Below are 17,292 nucleotides of genomic sequence, written 5' to 3'. Positions count from 1 at the left end.
ATGGAACACAAGTCTGCTCGTGCAAAGGTCCAGGCTTTTGGGGGATTTTTGACTGCAATGGTCATCCCTAATATCGGTGCTTTTATTGCCTGGGGTTTTATTACTGCATTATTTATTCCGACCGGGTGGATGCCCAATGAGCATTTCGCCAAAATAGTCGGCCCGATGATTACCTATTTGCTACCCGTGATGATTGGTTCCACCGGCGGACATCTGGTGGGCGGGAAGCGTGGGGCAGTGATGGGGGGAATCGGTACCATCGGCGTGATTATTGGCGCGGATATCCCGATGTTCCTCGGTTCAATGATCATGGGGCCGCTGGGTGGTCTGGTGATTAAATACATCGATCGCCTGCTGGACCAGCGTATTCCTGCGGGTTTTGAGATGGTGATTAATAACTTCTCTTTAGGCATTGCCGGGATGTTATTGTGCCTGCTGGGGTTTGAAGTCATTGGCCCGGCGGTACTCATTGCCAATAATTTTGTGAAAGAGTGTATTGAGTCACTGGTGCATGCCGGTTATCTGCCACTGCTCTCATTGATTAACGAACCCGCGAAAATTCTCTTTCTGAATAATGCGATCGACCAGGGCGTTTATTATCCGCTGGGAATGCAGCAGGCCTCGGAAACGGGAAAATCCATCTTCTTCATGGTGGCCTCGAACCCTGGCCCCGGTTTAGGTTTACTGCTGGCGTTTGCCTTCTTTGGTAAAGGGATGGCGAAGAAATCTGCACCTGGCGCCATGATTATCCATTTTCTCGGCGGTATCCACGAACTCTACTTCCCGTATGTGCTGATGAAGCCCCTGACCCTGATCGGCATGATTGCCGGGGGAATGAGCGGAACATGGGTCTTCAATCTGTTAGGTGGCGGCCTGGTGGCGGGGCCCAGTCCTGGATCGATTTTCGCTTACCTGGCATTGACGCCAAAAGGCGCTTTCCTTGCCACGATTGCGGGCGTCACGGCGGGAACGGTGGTGACCTTTGTCATTACCTCCTTCATTCTCAAAATGGAGAAAAATAGCGAAGTTGAAAGCAAAGATGCCTTCAGCGAGTCCGCTAATGCCGTCAAAGCCATGAAGCAGGAAGGCAACTTTTCATATCGCAATGTCAAACGTATCGCCTTTGTGTGTGATGCCGGCATGGGGTCCAGCGCGATGGGGGCAACGACGTTTCGTAAGCGTCTGGAAAAAGCCGGGTTGTCTATCGATGTCAAACATTACGCTATCGAAAATGTCCCTGATGATGCCGATATTATCGTGACGCACGCCAGCCTTGAGGGGCGCGTTAAGCGAGTCAGTAATAAGCCCTTAGTGTTGATAAAAAACTATATTGGCGACCCGCTCCTTGACGATTTATTTAATCACTTAACGTCGAATTAGCATTTCTGGTTCCTGGAGTAAATATGAAAACGAAAGTTGCTGCAATATATGGCAAACAGGATGTCCGTATCCGTGAATTTGAATTACCTGAAATTACGGAAAATGAACTGTTAGTCAGCGTGATTTCTGACAGCGTATGTTTATCCACCTGGAAGGCCGCGACATTAGGCAGTGAACATAAGCGAGTTCCTGATGACCTGGAAAATCACCCGGTGATTACCGGTCATGAATGTGCCGGAGTCATTGTCGATGTCGGAAAAAAACTGACCGGGAAATATAAAAAAGGGCAGCGCTTTGTTTTACAACCCGCAATGGGATTGCCGAGCGGTTATTCTGCGGGATACAGCTACGAATATTTCGGTGGTAACGCCACGTATATGATTATTCCTGAGGTCGCGGTAAATCTGGGTTGCGTATTGCCGTACCACGGTTCTTATTTTGCGGCCGCGTCGCTGGCGGAACCGATGTGCTGCATTATTGGTGCCTATAATGCGAATTATCATACAACGCCTTATGTTTATGAGCATCGAATGGGAATTAAGCCCGGCGGCAATATTGCTCTTTTAGCCTGCGCCGGGCCAATGGGGATTGGGGCGATTGATTATGCCATTAACGGTGGGCTCAAACCGTCGCGCGTGGTGGTCGTGGATATCGATGAAACGCGTCTGGAGCAGGCTAAAAAGCTGCTCCCGGTCGAACGGGCCGCGGGTAAGGGAATCGAACTCATCTATGTGAATTCGTCTGGTATGGCTGACCCTGCGATGCAACTGCGTGAATTAACGGGCGGAGTCGGGTTTGATGACGTTTTTGTCTATGCCGCCGTGCCGGCCGTCGTGGAGATGGCTGACGATATTCTGGCAGAAGACGGTTGCCTGAACTTCTTCGCCGGTCCGACGGAGAGTCGCTTTAAAGTGCCCTTTAATTTTTACAACGTGCATTACAACAGTACACATGTGGTCGGAACCTCCGGCGGTTCTACTGATGATATGAAAGAGGCGATTGCACTGAGCGCAACGGGCCAGCTTCAGCCGTCGTTTATGGTGACCCATATTGGCGGTCTCAATGCAGTGCCAGATACCGTGCTGAACTTGCCGGATATTCCGGGCGGCAAGAAGCTTATCTATAACGGTGTGACGATGCCGCTGACGGCCATTGCTGATTTCGCCGAGAAAGGCAAAACCGATCCGTTGTTCCGGGAACTGGCGCGGTTAGTGGCACAGACGCACGGTATCTGGAACGAGAAGGCGGAAAGATACCTGCTGGCGCAGTTTGGCGTGGATATTGGGGAGGCGGCGGCATGAAGTCTCTGGCATGGCCGCTATTTCGCATCACGGAGCAGGCAGCGCTGGCTGCCTGGCCGCAAACCGGCTGTGGTGATAAGAACAAAATCGATGGCCTGGCGGTTAGCGCGATGCGCTCGGCCCTGAATGATATTGCCATTCGCGGGCGCATTGTCATTGGCGAGGGCGAGATCGATAACGCCCCCATGTTGTGGATTGGCGAAGAGGTCGGCAGCGGCAGCGGACCGGAGGTTGATATCGCCGTCGATCCCATTGAAGGTACCCGAATGGTCGCGATGGGACAGAGCAATGCGCTGGCGGTCATGGCGTTTGCGCCGCGGGAAAGTTTGTTACATGCCCCTGATATGTACATGAAAAAGCTGGTTGTTAACCGGCAGGCGAAAGGGGTGATTAATCTGGCGCGACCGCTAGCGGACAATCTGCGTCATGTGGCGAAAGCGCTGGGCAAACCGCTGGATCGACTGCGCATGGCTACGCTTGATAAACCGCGACTTCAGCCGGCGATTGCCGAAGCCACGCAGTTAGGGGTGAAAGTCTTTGCCCTGCCTGATGGCGATGTGGCGGCTAGCGTTCTGGCCTGTTTGCAGGATAACCCTTATGACCTGATGTATACCATTGGCGGTGCGCCAGAAGGCGTAATTTCTGCCTGCGCGGTGAAAGCGTTGGGAGGCGATATGCAGGCCGAGCTGATCGATTTTTGTGAAGCGAAAGGCGACAGCGCAGCGCATCGTCTGATTGCCACCCAGGAGCGCCAGCGATGCGCGGAAATGGGCGTCGGGGTCAATCGGGTCTATACGCTTGATGAGCTGGTGGCGGGAAATAACGTCCTCTTTAGCGCGACCGGAGTGACCGGCGGCGATCTTGTGAATGGGATCCAGCAGGTCGCGAAAGGGGTGCGCACGCAAACTTTACTGATCGGTGGCGCGGATCGAACGTGTAATATAATAGACTCTCTGCATTCATGGTGATTTATCGAGAAACGAATGACGACGCTGACAGAAGACGATGTGCTGGAGCAACTGGATGCTCAACATGACTTACTTTCGTTTATGACGACGGCACATAACATTTTGCTACAGGGCATTAAGCGCTTTCTGCCGTCGCTATTTGTCGATAACGATGAAGAGATTGTGGAATATGCCGTAAAGCCGTTACTTGCCCAGAGTGGGCCGCTTGATGATATTGACGTTGCGCTACGCCTGATTTACGCGCTGGGAAAAATGGACAAATGGCTTTATGCCGACATTACGCATTTTTCTCAGTTTTATCAGTATGTCAGCGAACGGGATGAGAGCCCGCAATTTGCCGATGATATCACCTGGGATTTTATCAGCAACGTCAACAGTATCACCCGAAATACGACCTTATATAGCGCGCTGGAGTCGATGAAATTTGCCGACTTTGCGGCGTGGTCTGAGGTGCGTTTTACCGGAATGGTCAAGACGGCAATGACGCTGGCGGTGACGACAATTTTGAAGGAATTAACACCGTGAAAATCGGACTGATGGTCAACGGGTTACGGGTTGAAGCCCATTATCATGATGATGAAATAGAGAACGTTCATAAACCGTTATTACGACGACTGGCAAACGTCCATTCCATGAATGCCAGACAACGCACGATTGTTTTTCTGAGTGCGCCGCCCGGTACCGGGAAATCCACACTGACCACGTTCTGGGAATCTCTCTCTCGTCAGGATCCCTCTCTGCCGGAGATCCAGACGCTGCCGATGGATGGTTTTCATCATTACAACGACTGGCTGAATGCCCACAACCTGCGTGCTTACAAAGGAGCACCTGAGACGTTTGACGTTGATAAACTGGCGCAGAATCTGCGCCAGATTAGAGAAGGTGAAGGGACCTGGCCACAGTATGACCGGCAAAAGCACGATCCGGTTGAAGACGCGATTGTGGTGAGCGCGCCGATTGTCATTGTAGAAGGCAACTGGCTGCTACGGGATGACGAAAGATGGCGGGCGCTGGCGGCGTTCTGCGATTTTTCTCTGTTCATTCGCGCGCCAGCGGAAGCCCTGCATGCACGGCTGGTAGGGCGCAAACTGGCTGGAGGATTATCGCCAGCCGATGCCGAAGCGTTTTATCTGCGTACGGATGGGCCGAATGTTTGTCGGGTTCTGGAGAACAGTCGGTCAGCCGATCTTACTCTGGAGATGACGGCGTCAGGAGCGTATCGGATTGCGTGAGCGCTTTATGATGAAGTCGAACAACCCGCGAGAAATGACGTTGGATAAAAGCAGCGTCATGGCTTATGGCGACAACGCAGGTTCCTCGTTCGCGGCAGACGGCAAGCCAGTTTTCAAACACGGCTTGCCAGTGGTGGTCGAAATCCCGGCTGGGTTCATCAAGTAGCAAAACGGTCGGAGCCATCGCTTCCAGACTGGCGACGGCAACCATGCGTCGTTGCGCGGTATGGAGATCCAGCGGATGCGCGTCGGCAACGTCCTGTAGATGGCACAGCCGTAACGCGGCCTGAGTGCGGCGGTTAATGTCGTCGGCAGGCAATTGCTGTAGCGTTAAACCAAAAGCCACTTCATCGGCAACGTTACTGTGAAAGATCTGATTTTCCGCTTCCTGAAACAGGACCCCAAAGTGTCGGGCGCGCTGACGGTTTTTGAGCTGCGCAAGGGGCATTTGCTGAAAGATGACCTCGCCGGAACAGGGGGAAAGCAATCCGGCCATAATTCGCAGGAGTGTGGATTTCCCGGCGCCATTATCGCCCGTTAACGCCAGCCATTCCCCCTCTCTGAGTTCCAGTGAAATGTCACGCAAGCAGTCATCGGTTGCATTCGGCCAGCGATAAGTCATCTGATTTAACGTCAGCATAATGGTATTAGCGCTCCGTCACGCAGTTGCCATGCCCGTTGGCAGCGAGTAAGAAATGTGAAGTGATGACGTTCGAAAAGCACGATAAGAGAATGTTGCTCCAGCGCCCATTGTTGCAACCGCGCCAGTAGCATATCGGTGGCCTGCAATGTCAGGCGGCTGAACGCTTCATCCAGTATGAGTAATTTCGGCATCATCGCGAGCGCACTGGCAATCACTACGCGCTGAGTTTCTCCACCGGAGAGCGTCCCGGGATGGCGATGGCGCAGCGGCTCACACGCTGTCAGGGCCAGCACATCATCAATCCGGCGCATAATCTCCGCCTCGTCCAGGCAGAGATTTTCCGGGCCAAAAGCAACCTCTTCTTCAACGCTGAAAGTACAACCTGAAAGCTGCAGATAAGGGGATTGTTGCACCAACTGGATGGTGGAAGCCTGCTCTACCAGCGGCAATTTACCGACAGGATTACCCAGTAGCGTTCCTTTGCCCTGAATTTCGCCAGGCAGGAAGTCCGGATACCAGCCGGCCATAAGCTGTGCCAGCGTGCTTTTCCCGCTGCCGTTATCCCCTAATATTGCCACCATTCCGGGCGCTGAATGGTGGAACGTAAAGCATGACGGTGGACGCGTGGCATGGACAGGAAGATAGCGAAACTGTTCTAGCGTAACCATATCCAGACTCCTGTCTCTGCCAGTATCAATACCAACATGCCGTAACGTGCCAGGCGCTGGAAGGTGCTGTCTTTCGGCGCCCACAGCGTCGTTCGCGTGCGATGCAGGCGAAATCCCCGCATATCCAGCGCCGCGCCGCGTACGGCCAAATCGTTGAGTGCATTATGGGTGAGGGGAACGATCAGGGCAGGCATTGCGCGTAAGCGCCGATGCCACGCTTCATCCAGCGGGACGCCGCGAGCCCGCTGCGCCTCATAAATAATCGCCAGTTGCCGTTTGAGTTGTTCAACGACCAGCAACGGACCGGCGAGCAGATAAGCGATGCCCGGAGGCAGACGTGATGCGAACAGCGCCCGAATAACGCGTTGAACCGGCACGTACTGCATCCAGAGTTGAGACGTCGAAACAATGGCCATAATGCGCAGCCACAGCGTAACGGCGTCTGCCCAGCGCTGCGGATCCCGTGGACGACCGCTGATCCACTCCGTCAGCCAGCCACCATGTACCAGCCACAGTCCCACCCCCAAAGAGCACATTAGCCAGGCCACGTATTTTGCCCGTCGCCGTGTCGACTTCCACACCAACAGACTGAGAAAGGTGGCTGCGCTGTATACCGGCAGAACGGTCTGCGCGGGAAGAAGCAAGGTGGAGCAGGCAGCCAGCGCCCACAATGTCAACGAGGTAAACGGGTGCATTTAACGCACGGCTGACATTGTTGGGAAGTGGCGTGTTGTACGTAACGGCAGCTGGCGCAAAAGGGTCCAGACGATAATAGCGGTCAGAATTTTATCGACTAAATTTGCTCCCAGTACGGTAATAGCAACAGACTCCACCAGATTCTGACCAACAGAGTGCATCCAGGCGACAAATAAATCGGCACCGCTGCCGGTTACGCCACCAAAGAGTGTGGTGCGTATTGGCACCGCGACCAGCGTGACGGCCAGGGTAATGACCACGCCGCTGACGACCACTTTTGGCAACGTGCGAAACCAACCGGCCCGCGCCAGCCACCCGGCGACGAGGCCGATGACCATCGCCACAGGCGCAAAGGCCGCGGCGATCGGGTCGGTTAACAGCCCCCAAAGTAAATTAGTCAGCAGGCCAGTCAACATGCCGATGACCGGGCCAAGCAGAACGGCGCTGATCAACGTGCCAATAGAGTCGAGAAAAATGGGGAGTTTAAGCATGCTAATAAGCTGACCGCCAACCATATTAATCGCGATGGCAATGACAATGAGCACTAAAGACTGGCTGGAAAACGGGCGACGCGCCATAAGTAACCTCTTATTGAGTCGTTAAAACACGGGGTGAGATATGCAGTTCGTCATAACCGGAAAGGGGGCATGGCTGACGGCTAAACGCCAGTCCTGTGAGTTCGCCAATCACCAGTTCAAGCGTTGTACGCACGGTACAACCTGGCATCATATGCCCTCCAAGCATCGCGCCTTGCGGATCCGAGACGCTCAGATGCAGATGCTCGCCGGTCAACTCCAGCGTGCCATTCAGCGCAATGACCTCCCATGTTCCCGTCAGCAATGTTGTTGCTTCTTGTCCGGCATAGCGCAGAGCGACATTCGTCAGGCTGCCAGTGCACCCGGCGATCCAGCCGGCGCGCAGCGAGTGTTGCTGAATAAATTCATGAAGTTGGGAAAAGATTTCCTGGCCGGGTTGCAGGCGAAGGGCGTAAAAACGCGCTTCTGATGAAGGGGGAATCGGTGTGGTCATCATTTGCGGGTCTCCGAGACTCGGACGTAACGCCGATCATATAGACGCTGACGAATGTGCTCTCTGATATAAATCAGGATTTTCGACACGGCAACGAAAAGATCTTGCTACGCTTATTCGCGATTCTGGAATAAATTCCGCGACAGTGAGTCCTGAAATGTGATGTAGGTCAGATAACTGTCTTCTTCGACTGGACAATCATTCCTTTTATTCCCCGTTTCGCTTATTCTAGCTGAAGCGTTTCAGTCGATTAAATGTTCGACAAATAATCAATCAGTCGCAGTTTGCGACAGGTAAGGTTTCCCTGAACGATGCGCTGGATTACTCTGTCAGCCACATCTGATTCGGGATAGCCTTGCAGGAGATCTATGACCGTACGCGTAGCGATTAATGGCTTCGGTCGCATCGGACGTAATGTGGTTCGTGCTTTATATGAATCCGGACGTCGGGCGGAAATCACCGTGGTGGCAATCAATGAACTGGCGGATGCCTCTGGCATGGCGCATTTGTTGAAATATGACACCAGCCATGGGCGTTTTGCATGGGACGTTCGCCAGGAGCGCGAGCAGCTCATGGTGGGCGACGACGCGATTCGCATTCTGCATGAGCCCTCGCTTGACGCGCTGCCCTGGCGCGAACTGGGCGTTGATATCGTGCTGGACTGTACGGGCGTCTACGGAAACCGTGAACACGGTGAGGCGCATATCGCCGCAGGCGCGAAGAAAGTGCTCTTTTCACATCCTGGCAGTAACGATCTCGACGCCACCGTGGTATTTGGCGTCAATCAGGATCAACTCCGTGCGGAACACCGCATCGTCTCCAATGCTTCCTGCACCACGAATTGTATTATTCCCATTATCAAATTATTGGATGATGCCTATGGCATCGAATCCGGTACGGTGACGACTATTCACTCCGCGATGCACGATCAGCAGGTTATTGATGCATACCATCCTGACCTGCGCCGTACGCGCGCGGCGAGTCAGTCGATCATTCCGGTGGATACCAAACTGGCGGCTGGCATCACGCGTATTTTCCCGCAGTTTAACGATCGTTTCGAAGCGATAGCGGTGCGGGTACCGACGATAAACGTCACGGCAATCGACTTAAGCGTGACGGTGATGAAGCCAGTAAAAGCTAATGAAGTCAACCAGTTGCTGCAAAAAGCGGCACAAGGTGCATTTCATGATATAGTTGACTATACGGAATTACCGTTGGTCTCAGTCGATTTTAATCATGACCCGCATAGCGCCATTGTTGATGGTACGCAAACGCGGGTCAGTGGCGCGCACCTTATTAAGACACTGGTCTGGTGTGACAATGAATGGGGCTTCGCTAACAGAATGCTCGACACCACGTTAGCGATGGCTGCAAAAGGTTTCAGGTAGGGCGCGAAGGCGCCTGCAAAACTTTATCAAGAATCAACGAGAGGATTCACCATGTCTGTAATCAAGATGACCGATTTGGATCTTGCTGGTAAACGTGTTTTTATCCGTGCGGATCTGAACGTACCAGTTAAAGAAGGGAAAGTGACCAGCGATGCGCGTATCCGTGCTTCTCTGCCGACCATTGAACTGGCCCTGAAACAGGGTGCTAAAGTCATGGTAACTTCCCACCTGGGTCGTCCTACCGAAGGCGAGTACAACGAAGAATTCTCTCTGCTGCCGGTTGTTAATTACCTGAAAGACAAACTGTCTAATCCGGTTCGCCTGGTAAAAGATTACCTCGACGGCGTTGAAGTGGCTGCCGGTGAACTGGTGGTTCTGGAAAACGTTCGCTTTAACAAAGGCGAGAAGAAAGACGACGAAGCGCTGTCCAAAAAATACGCTGCACTGTGCGACGTGTTCGTGATGGACGCCTTTGGTACGGCTCACCGTGCGCAGGCTTCTACTCACGGTATCGGCAAATTTGCAGACGTCGCGTGTGCCGGTCCGCTGCTGGCAGCCGAACTTGACGCGCTGGGTAAAGCGCTGAAAGAACCGGCTCGTCCGATGGTTGCTATCGTAGGTGGTTCTAAAGTATCTACCAAGCTGACCGTTCTGGACTCCCTGTCTAAAATCGCTGACCAGCTGATCGTTGGCGGCGGCATTGCGAACACCTTCGTTGCCGCTCAGGGCCACAATGTGGGCAAATCCCTGTACGAAGCCGATCTGGTTGATGAAGCCAAACGTCTGCTGACCACTTGCGATATCCCGGTTCCGACTGACGTTCGCGTCGCGACCGAGTTCTCTGAAAGCGCTGCAGCCACGCTGAAATCCGTCAACGACGTAAAAGAAGACGAGCAGATCCTGGATATCGGCGACGCTTCTGCACACCAACTTGCTGAAATTCTGAAGAATGCAAAAACCATTCTGTGGAACGGTCCGGTTGGCGTGTTTGAATTCCCGAACTTCCGTAAAGGGACTGAAATCGTGGCTAACGCGATTGCAGACAGCGACGCATTCTCTATCGCAGGCGGCGGCGACACTCTGGCTGCTATCGACCTGTTCGGTATTGCTGACAAAATTTCCTACATCTCCACTGGCGGCGGCGCATTCCTCGAATTCGTGGAAGGTAAAGTTCTGCCTGCAGTAGCGATGCTCGAAGAGCGCGCTAAGAAGTAAGACATTCATGGGCAGGGAAACCTGCCCAATTTTCAGCGCGCTTTAGTAGCACGCACCCCTTTCCAAGGCCGAAGATACAGGACTCGTAACATGTCTAAAATTTTTGATTTCGTAAAACCTGGCGTTATCACCGGTGATGACGTACAGAAAGTTTTCCAGGTAGCAAAAGAAAACAACTTCGCTCTGCCAGCCGTTAACTGCGTGGGTACCGACTCTATCAACGCCGTTCTGGAAACCGCTGCAAAAGTTAAAGCACCGGTCATCGTACAGTTCTCCAACGGTGGCGCTGCGTTCATCGCGGGTAAAGGCGTGAAAACTGACGTTCCTCAGGGTGCGGCAATCCTGGGCGCTATCTCTGGTGCGCACCACGTACATCAGATGGCTGAGCACTATGGTGTTCCGGTTATCCTGCACACTGACCACTGCGCGAAGAAACTGCTGCCGTGGATCGACGGTCTGCTGGACGCGGGTGAAAAACACTTCGCGGCAACCGGTAAACCACTGTTCTCTTCTCACATGATCGACCTGTCTGAAGAGTCACTGGAAGAGAACATTGAAATCTGCTCCAAATACCTGGCGCGCATGTCCAAAATGGGCATGACCCTGGAAATCGAACTGGGTTGCACCGGTGGTGAAGAAGATGGTGTGGATAACAGCCACATGGACGCTTCTGCTCTGTACACCCAGCCGGAAGACGTTGATTACGCGTACACCGAGCTGAGCAAAATCAGCCCGCGTTTTACCATCGCGGCTTCCTTCGGTAACGTACACGGCGTTTACAAGCCGGGTAACGTGGTTCTGACCCCGACCATCCTGCGCGACTCTCAGGACTATGTTTCTAAGAAACACAACCTGCCGCACAACAGCCTGAACTTCGTCTTCCACGGTGGTTCCGGTTCTACCGCTCAGGAAATCAAAGACTCCGTAAGCTACGGCGTAGTGAAAATGAACATTGATACCGATACCCAATGGGCGACCTGGGAAGGTGTTCTGAACTACTACAAAGCGAACGAAGCGTATCTGCAGGGTCAGTTGGGCAACCCGAAAGGTGAAGATCAGCCGAACAAGAAATACTACGATCCGCGCGTATGGCTGCGTGCTGGTCAGGCAACGATGATCACCCGTCTGGAACAGGCTTTCAAAGAACTGAACGCGATCGACGTTCTGTAATGTAGTCAGCTGATTGTAAAAATGGCTTCCTTCGGGAAGCCTTTTTTTTGCTTTGTTGCCGGAGGATGTTGTAGGCCGGATAAGACGCTTGAGCGTCGCCATCCGGCAATGACAAACGGCAGGGCGTTTACTGTGTCACGCAGGTGCCTTTCTCGCCCATTAATATCTGCGGCGCATCTCTCAGGGCGCCAATAAACGCCGAGCTTCCGGTTTGCTTAACAAACTGGATAACTGCCGCCGCCTTTGGACCCATCGCACCGTCTGGTGCAGCAAACGGCGCCAGCTCTTCTGTCGTGACATGTCGCAATGCGCGCGCCTGCGGCGTTCCCCAGTGTTCATAAACGGCATCGGCATCGGTCAGGATCAGCAGGTGATCGGCGTTGATGGCATTGGCCAGCACTGCCGCTGTCAGATCTTTATCGATTACCGCTTCGGTTCCCTGGTAGCCGTCGCCCTGAGCCACCACCGGAACACCGCCGCCACCACAGCAAATCACCGTATGTCCCGCTTCCATCAACATCTGGATGGCATCGCTGTCGAGGATAGCTTGCGGTATCGGTGAGGGAACGACCCGACGGATGTACTGCCCGTCAGCCTTCATTGTCCAGCCATAACGTTGTTCCAGTTCAGCCTGCTGATCGGGTTGATACACGGGCCCGATGTATTTGCCCGGTGCGCAAAATGCCTCATCCTGTGGATCCACTTCCACACGTGTCATCAGGGTTGTCACCGGCGCGGCCCCTGCGTTTTGTGTCAGCGCCTGGGCGATAGCGACGCCAATCATTCCCTGGCTTTCGGCTACCAGAATATCCAGCGGCCAGGCGGGCGCTTCCGTGTATGCCGCGTTCTGTAACGCCAGCAATCCCACCTGAGGCCCATTGCCATGCACAATCACCAGTTGGTAATCGCGGGCCAGCATTGTCACCATTTGTGCAAAAACCTGAATGCTGCGCTGTTGGTTTTCCGCGCTCAATACTTCTCCGCGCTGTAATAACGCATTACCGCCCAGCGCAATGACCAGTTTCTTTTTCATTATGACCTCAATGTGCAAAATATCTCGTGGTCAAAATAACGTTCCTGGCTTTTTATAATGTGACTTATTCGACAGCTTATTGACTGATAAAAATAACGCGTTAATTCGGATTGTTTTTAATTACTTTGTTTAAAATATTTAAAAAATGATTGTTAGACTTTTTTTAATAATGCTGCGGTCAGTTCCCAGGAATTTATAACAATGGATTTTGTGTGACTTTGCTCAAACGAAATGACCTCACGGCCCGATATGGTGGGTATAGTTAAAACATCAAGCCTCATCAATCGTCAGATAACCTGAGGTGTTCAACGGTAAATATTACCGGGAGATTACTTATGTCTGAATCATGTGAAGTGACTGAGGTCACGAAGAAAAAAGGAATACCGGCCTGGTGGGTTACCATTTTCCTGTTCTGGTTGGGATGGATTTTTATGTATGCCGACCGGACGGTATTGAACCCGGTGATGGGCGAACTGGAGAAAGAGTTTGGCTTAAGTGGAACACAATTAGGCATTCTTAATTCTGTATTTTATTTTTCTTATGCGTTATTACAGGTTCCGGCCGGAATACTGGGTGACAAAATCGGTAAGAAAAAAGTGCTGGTGCCAGGGTTTATTCTCTTTGGCGTTTTCACCGCGGTGACCGGCTGGGCAAAAAGCTGGTACACGTTGCTGTTTGCCCGCGTGGTAACCGGTGCGGGAGAAGGGACCTATTACGGTCCTCAGTACGGCCTTTCTTCTGAGCAAATCCCTAAAAAGTATCGCTCGCTGGGCAGTGCAATTATCAATAGCGGCATGGCTTTTGGTATCGCGCTGGGGCTGATGACCTCAAGCTGGCTGGTGTACGATCAGGGGCATTCATGGCGGATGCCGTTCTACGTGATGGCGATCCCTTCGGTGCTGGTGGGGGTAGCGATCTGGCTGTTTGTGAAAGAAAAGAAACGCACCGTAGATACCGATGGTCAGCCGTTAAAAAAAGGGAAATTCAGCGATCTCTTGAAAAACCGCAACCTCGTTCTGACCTATATTATGGTGTTCTGTAGCCTGTTTGGTTTCTTCGTTATTCTGACCTGGCTTCCCTATTATCTGCAAAATGAGCGCGGTATTGCCGGTAGCGAAACCGGGTTTATCTCTTCGCTGGTGGCCTGGATTTCAATACCCGGCGCGCTGTTATTCTCCAGCCTGTCTGACAAATTAGGTAAGCGTAAACCGTTAATTATGTTCCTCGTGCCGGTGGCGATCCTCAGCATGCTGTCCATTGTCTGGATGCCAAATATGACCGGCGTGATTGTCGCCCTGTGTGTTTACGGCCTTGTCGGCAAACTGGCGTTAGATCCCGTGCTGGTTGCACTGGTTGCCGATAGCGTCGATGAAAATAATTACAGCACCGCGTTTGGCTTATTTAATTTTATCGGCATGAGTTCCTCCATTCTTGCTCCGATTATTGCCGGTGCGGCGCGCGATATAACGGGCAGCCTGGCATCCAGTTTTTATGTGTCAGCCATTCTGTTAGTTGTCGGATTGGTTGCCATGCTGTTTTTGAAAGAAAAACGTACATAAGAGGTAGCGGTAATGATTTACGCCTTTATTAAAAAGGGAAGCTTTCAGGACTCCGTCAGCCTGATGATCATTTCCCGTAAATTAAGTGAGCGACCGGAAGTCGACCAGGTTTCCGTCATGATGGGAACGCCTGCGAATAAAGCGATGCTGGATTCCACAGGCTTCTGGCATGCCGATTTTGCCGAGGCCACGCCGAACGATATTTGTGTGGCGGTACGAACGCATGACGAGCAACCCGAGATTCTCGAATTAATTCGCGAACAGCTGGAAAAAGAGTTGAGTGCGATTGCCAGCGCCTCGGGCAGTTCACAGCAACTGCTGAAGGCGCGTCGCTGGGAGAGCGCCTGCCAGAAACTACCGCAGGCCAATTTGCTGCTGGTTTCGGTTGCCGGGGAGTATGCAGCCTCCGTGGCTAAAGAGGGGCTGTTGGCGGGTAAGAACGTGATGATGTTCTCCGATAACGTACCGCTGGCGCAGGAAGTGGCGCTGAAAACGCTGGCGCGCGAAAAGGGGCTTATCGTGATGGGGCCGGACTGCGGGACGGCGATGATTGCCGGTAGCCCACTGGCATTCGCTAACGTGTTACCAGAAGGTGGAATTGGCGTGATAGGGGCGTCCGGGACCGGTATTCAGGAGGTCACCTCGCAGATTGCGCTACACCAACAGGGCATCAGCCATGCCATCGGTTTGGGTGGGCGCGATCTGAGCGCGGAAGTGGGGGGGATCAGTGCGCTAACGGCGCTGGAGATGCTGGCTGCCGATGATGCGACTCGAGTGATTGCGTTTGTCTCCAAACCGCCGTCGCCGCAGGTCAGAACGCGCATTATCAACGCGATGCAGAACGTCGGTAAACCGGTGGTAGCGCTCTTTCTCGGCAATAAACCGGAACAGCGTCGTGAGGGGAACGTCTGGCTGGCGGATTCGCTCTCGGATGCCGCCCAACTGGCCGTCTTACTGATGCGCGTGGCGCAGCAGCGCCTGATTCAACCCGAGGTGGCTGGAAAAGGTATTTACGGTCTGTACGCCGGCGGCACCCTCGCGGCAGAAGCGGCGATGCTGCTCTCATCCGGGCTTGGCGTTCCGGTTAGCGAAAGCCACGATGCTGGCGTCATGCTCGACGCGCAGGGCCACCGCATTGTCGATCTGGGGGATGACAGCTACACGCTGGGCCGACCGCACCCGATGATTGACCCAACCACCCGCAGCATTGAAATCGAAAAGCTGGCCGCAATGCCGGACGTCGGCGTGCTGTTGCTGGATGTGGTGCTGGGCTATGGCGCCTGCGCCGACCCGGCTGGCGCGGTTGTAGAGGCGGTCGAAAAGGTTCGTGCGGCGCGGAGCGCGCCGCTGGTAACCATTGCCACCATGACCGGAACCGATGCTGACCCGCAGGGGCGCAGCGGACAAATTGACATCCTACGCGAAGCGGGCATCGCCGTGGTGGAAACCCTGGAGGAGGCCGTGTTGCTCGCCATCAGCCTGACACATCATCAGGACGCCCGCCCATCAGCCGAACCAGGCACTTTGCTGGATGGCGTACAGGTGATCAATGCCGGATTACGCAGCTTCGCGCTGGATCTGCAAAGCAGCGGCACGCCGGTTGTGCATTATCAGTGGGCGCCGATTGCTGGTGGCAATGCGCGTCTCGCCAGTTTACTCAAGCAGTTACATTAATTCAGAGGTACCGATATGTATTCATCAATTGCACAGGCCAACGACGCCATTATTGAACGCATTAAAACCGCGCGCCCGCACTGGGTTGCCGTCCGTCCTGCGAAAGAGGCGGTGGTGGAATTGTCCTCAGGACGTAAGTTACTGCACGCCGGTCCGCCGATTGCCTGGGAAGAGATGACGGGGCCAATGCGCGGCGCGTGTATCGGCGCATCGCTGTTCGAAGGCTGGGCCGCCAGTGAGGAAGAAGCGGTGGCGCTGTTGAGTCGGGGTGAAGTGGAATTTATTCCCTGTCATCACGTTGGCGCCGTCGGCCCGATGGGCGGAATCACCTCTGCGAACATGCCAGTGCTGGTGGTGCGAGACGTAGTGCACGGCAATCAGTCCTGTTGCAACCTGAACGAAGGGATCGGTAAGGTCATGCGCTTCGGGGCCTACGGTGAAGATGTGCAGACACGCCTGCGCTGGATGCGCGATACGTTGGCGCCGGTGTTGCAGGAGGCGTTATCGCGTATGGAGAACGGCGTTGATTTGACGGCAATGATGGCCCAGGCGATTACGATGGGTGACGAATTCCATCAGCGTAATATCGCGGCCTCGTCGCTGCTGCTGCGCGCACTGTCCCCTGTGATTGCGGGTCTGGACCGGCCGAAAGCTGAAATCATTGAGGTGCTGCAATTCCTGAGCGTGACCGATCAGTTCTTCCTGAATCTGGCGATGGCCTACAGCAAAGCGGTGATGGATGCGGCGGCAGTGATTAAAGCCGGTTCGGTGGTGACAGCAATGACGCGCAACGGCCGTGAGTTCGGGATTCGTGTCAGCGGCACCGGCGACCGATGGTTTACTGCACCCGTGAATACGCCGCAGGGCCTGTTTTTTACCGGCTACAGCCAGGCTGACGCCAACCCGGATATCGGTGACAGCGCCATTACCGAAACGCTGGGCATCGGCGGCGCGGCAATGATTGCCGCCCCCGGCGTGACGCGTTTCGTTGGCGCGGGCGGTATGGGCGCCGCGCTGGAAACCTCCGAAGAGATGGCGGAAATCTACCTCGCTAACAACCCGCTGTTCCAGATCCCGTCCTGGGATTTCAAAGGCGCGTGTCTGGGGCTGGATATCCGCCGCGTTGTGGAAACGGGGATTACGCCGCTTATCAACACCGGTATCGCTCACCGCGAAGCAGGGATTGGGCAGGTTGGCGCGGGTACTGTTCGCGCTCCGCTGCTCTGCTTTGAAAAAGCGCTGGAAGCGCTGGCGGAAGAGCATCACATCACGGCGTAACAGCAATGCCCGGTGGCGCTAACGCTTACCGGGCCTACGAATCTGTGTCAATCGTGGG

At 53.9% G+C, this 17,292-nt stretch carries 17 protein-coding genes; 11 read left to right on the top strand and 6 right to left on the bottom strand.

Translation table 11 applies throughout. From position 1 onward, the window contains the following. Genes QQZ17_RS09860 through QQZ17_RS09840 form a run of 5 tightly spaced genes read left to right on the top strand, consistent with a single transcriptional unit; the run spans position 1 to position 4,881 of the window. The gene (locus QQZ17_RS09860; protein ID WP_152405980.1) at positions 1 to 1,380 is read left to right on the top strand and encodes a PTS mannitol transporter subunit IICB; all 1,380 of its coding nucleotides are present in this window, start codon (positions 1 to 3) and stop codon (positions 1,378 to 1,380) included. A gap of 23 nt (positions 1,381 to 1,403) precedes the next feature. Beyond that, the gene (locus QQZ17_RS09855; protein WP_152405979.1) at positions 1,404 to 2,681 is read left to right on the top strand and encodes a zinc-binding dehydrogenase; all 1,278 of its coding nucleotides are present in this window, start codon (positions 1,404 to 1,406) and stop codon (positions 2,679 to 2,681) included. Beyond that, a complete protein-coding gene (gene glpX, locus QQZ17_RS09850; RefSeq protein WP_152405978.1) occupies positions 2,678 to 3,649 on the top strand; it encodes a class II fructose-bisphosphatase in 972 nt (323 codons plus the stop codon). Before QQZ17_RS09855 ends, glpX begins: the two co-directional genes overlap by 4 nt. 15 nt (positions 3,650 to 3,664) lie before the next feature. Then, complete coding sequence (locus QQZ17_RS09845) at positions 3,665 to 4,174, top strand: MltR family transcriptional regulator (protein ID WP_152405977.1); 510 nt, start codon at positions 3,665 to 3,667, stop codon at positions 4,172 to 4,174. Next, the gene (locus QQZ17_RS09840; RefSeq protein ID WP_152405976.1) at positions 4,171 to 4,881 is read left to right on the top strand and encodes a nucleoside/nucleotide kinase family protein; all 711 of its coding nucleotides are present in this window, start codon (positions 4,171 to 4,173) and stop codon (positions 4,879 to 4,881) included. Before QQZ17_RS09845 ends, QQZ17_RS09840 begins: the two co-directional genes overlap by 4 nt. Here QQZ17_RS09840 and QQZ17_RS09835 read toward each other — a convergent pair. The 5 genes from QQZ17_RS09835 to QQZ17_RS09815 are packed head-to-tail and all read right to left on the bottom strand — an operon-like array spanning position 4,838 to position 7,920. Next, positions 4,838 to 5,521 carry an ABC transporter ATP-binding protein gene (locus QQZ17_RS09835; RefSeq protein WP_152405975.1) on the bottom strand — a complete coding sequence of 228 codons (684 nt, stop codon included), beginning with the start codon at positions 5,519 to 5,521 and terminating at the stop codon, positions 4,838 to 4,840. The two genes, QQZ17_RS09840 and QQZ17_RS09835, sit on opposite strands and share 44 nt — an antisense overlap. Then, entirely contained in the window at positions 5,515 to 6,192 is a 678-nt protein-coding gene (locus QQZ17_RS09830; RefSeq protein WP_152405974.1) for an energy-coupling factor ABC transporter ATP-binding protein, read from the bottom strand. Before QQZ17_RS09830 ends, QQZ17_RS09835 begins: the two co-directional genes overlap by 7 nt. Next, positions 6,180 to 6,887, bottom strand: a complete 708-nt coding sequence (locus QQZ17_RS09825) for an energy-coupling factor transporter transmembrane component T family protein (protein ID WP_152405973.1) — start codon at positions 6,885 to 6,887, stop codon at positions 6,180 to 6,182. Before QQZ17_RS09825 ends, QQZ17_RS09830 begins: the two co-directional genes overlap by 13 nt. Then, a complete protein-coding gene (locus QQZ17_RS09820) occupies positions 6,888 to 7,466 on the bottom strand; it encodes an ECF transporter S component (protein WP_152405972.1) in 579 nt (192 codons plus the stop codon). A gap of 10 nt (positions 7,467 to 7,476) precedes the next feature. Next, positions 7,477 to 7,920, bottom strand: coding sequence for a PPC domain-containing DNA-binding protein (locus tag QQZ17_RS09815; RefSeq protein WP_152405971.1), 444 nt, complete (start codon positions 7,918 to 7,920; stop codon positions 7,477 to 7,479). Between the two features lie 365 nt (positions 7,921 to 8,285). Here QQZ17_RS09815 and epd point away from each other — a divergent pair, with 365 nt between their 5' ends. From epd to fbaA, 3 genes are all read left to right on the top strand, one after another. Continuing rightward, a complete protein-coding gene (gene epd, locus QQZ17_RS09810) occupies positions 8,286 to 9,305 on the top strand; it encodes an erythrose-4-phosphate dehydrogenase (protein ID WP_152405970.1) in 1,020 nt (339 codons plus the stop codon). 51 nt (positions 9,306 to 9,356) lie between these two features. Continuing rightward, positions 9,357 to 10,520 carry a phosphoglycerate kinase gene (gene pgk / locus QQZ17_RS09805; protein WP_152405969.1) on the top strand — a complete coding sequence of 388 codons (1,164 nt, stop codon included), beginning with the start codon at positions 9,357 to 9,359 and terminating at the stop codon, positions 10,518 to 10,520. A gap of 90 nt (positions 10,521 to 10,610) precedes the next feature. Next, positions 10,611 to 11,690 carry a class II fructose-bisphosphate aldolase gene (fbaA, locus tag QQZ17_RS09800; RefSeq protein WP_152405968.1) on the top strand — a complete coding sequence of 360 codons (1,080 nt, stop codon included), beginning with the start codon at positions 10,611 to 10,613 and terminating at the stop codon, positions 11,688 to 11,690. A 127-nt stretch (positions 11,691 to 11,817) separates the two neighbouring features. Here the strand turns inward: fbaA and QQZ17_RS09795 are convergent, their stop codons facing one another. Next, positions 11,818 to 12,723, bottom strand: a complete 906-nt coding sequence (locus tag QQZ17_RS09795) for a carbamate kinase (protein ID WP_152405967.1) — start codon at positions 12,721 to 12,723, stop codon at positions 11,818 to 11,820. Between the two features lie 335 nt (positions 12,724 to 13,058). Between QQZ17_RS09795 and QQZ17_RS09790 the strand changes: the two genes are divergently transcribed. From QQZ17_RS09790 to QQZ17_RS09780, 3 genes are read left to right on the top strand one after another with little or no spacing between them, the layout of a single operon-like run. Continuing rightward, positions 13,059 to 14,282 carry an MFS transporter gene (locus QQZ17_RS09790; protein WP_152405966.1) on the top strand — a complete coding sequence of 408 codons (1,224 nt, stop codon included), beginning with the start codon at positions 13,059 to 13,061 and terminating at the stop codon, positions 14,280 to 14,282. A 12-nt stretch (positions 14,283 to 14,294) separates the two neighbouring features. Beyond that, complete coding sequence (locus QQZ17_RS09785; RefSeq protein WP_152405965.1) at positions 14,295 to 15,956, top strand: acyl-CoA synthetase FdrA; 1,662 nt, start codon at positions 14,295 to 14,297, stop codon at positions 15,954 to 15,956. Between the two features lie 15 nt (positions 15,957 to 15,971). Continuing rightward, positions 15,972 to 17,234 (top strand): DUF1116 domain-containing protein, encoded by a 1,263-nt coding sequence (locus QQZ17_RS09780; protein WP_152405964.1) that lies wholly within the window; start codon positions 15,972 to 15,974, stop codon positions 17,232 to 17,234. The last annotated feature ends 58 nt before the right edge of the window (positions 17,235 to 17,292 follow it).

The sequence above is a fragment of the Citrobacter sp. T1.2D-1 genome, assembly GCF_950098555.1.
Classification (GTDB): domain Bacteria; phylum Pseudomonadota; class Gammaproteobacteria; order Enterobacterales; family Enterobacteriaceae; genus Citrobacter_A; species Citrobacter_A telavivensis.
This window is presented reverse-complemented; position numbering and strand designations above follow the sequence as displayed.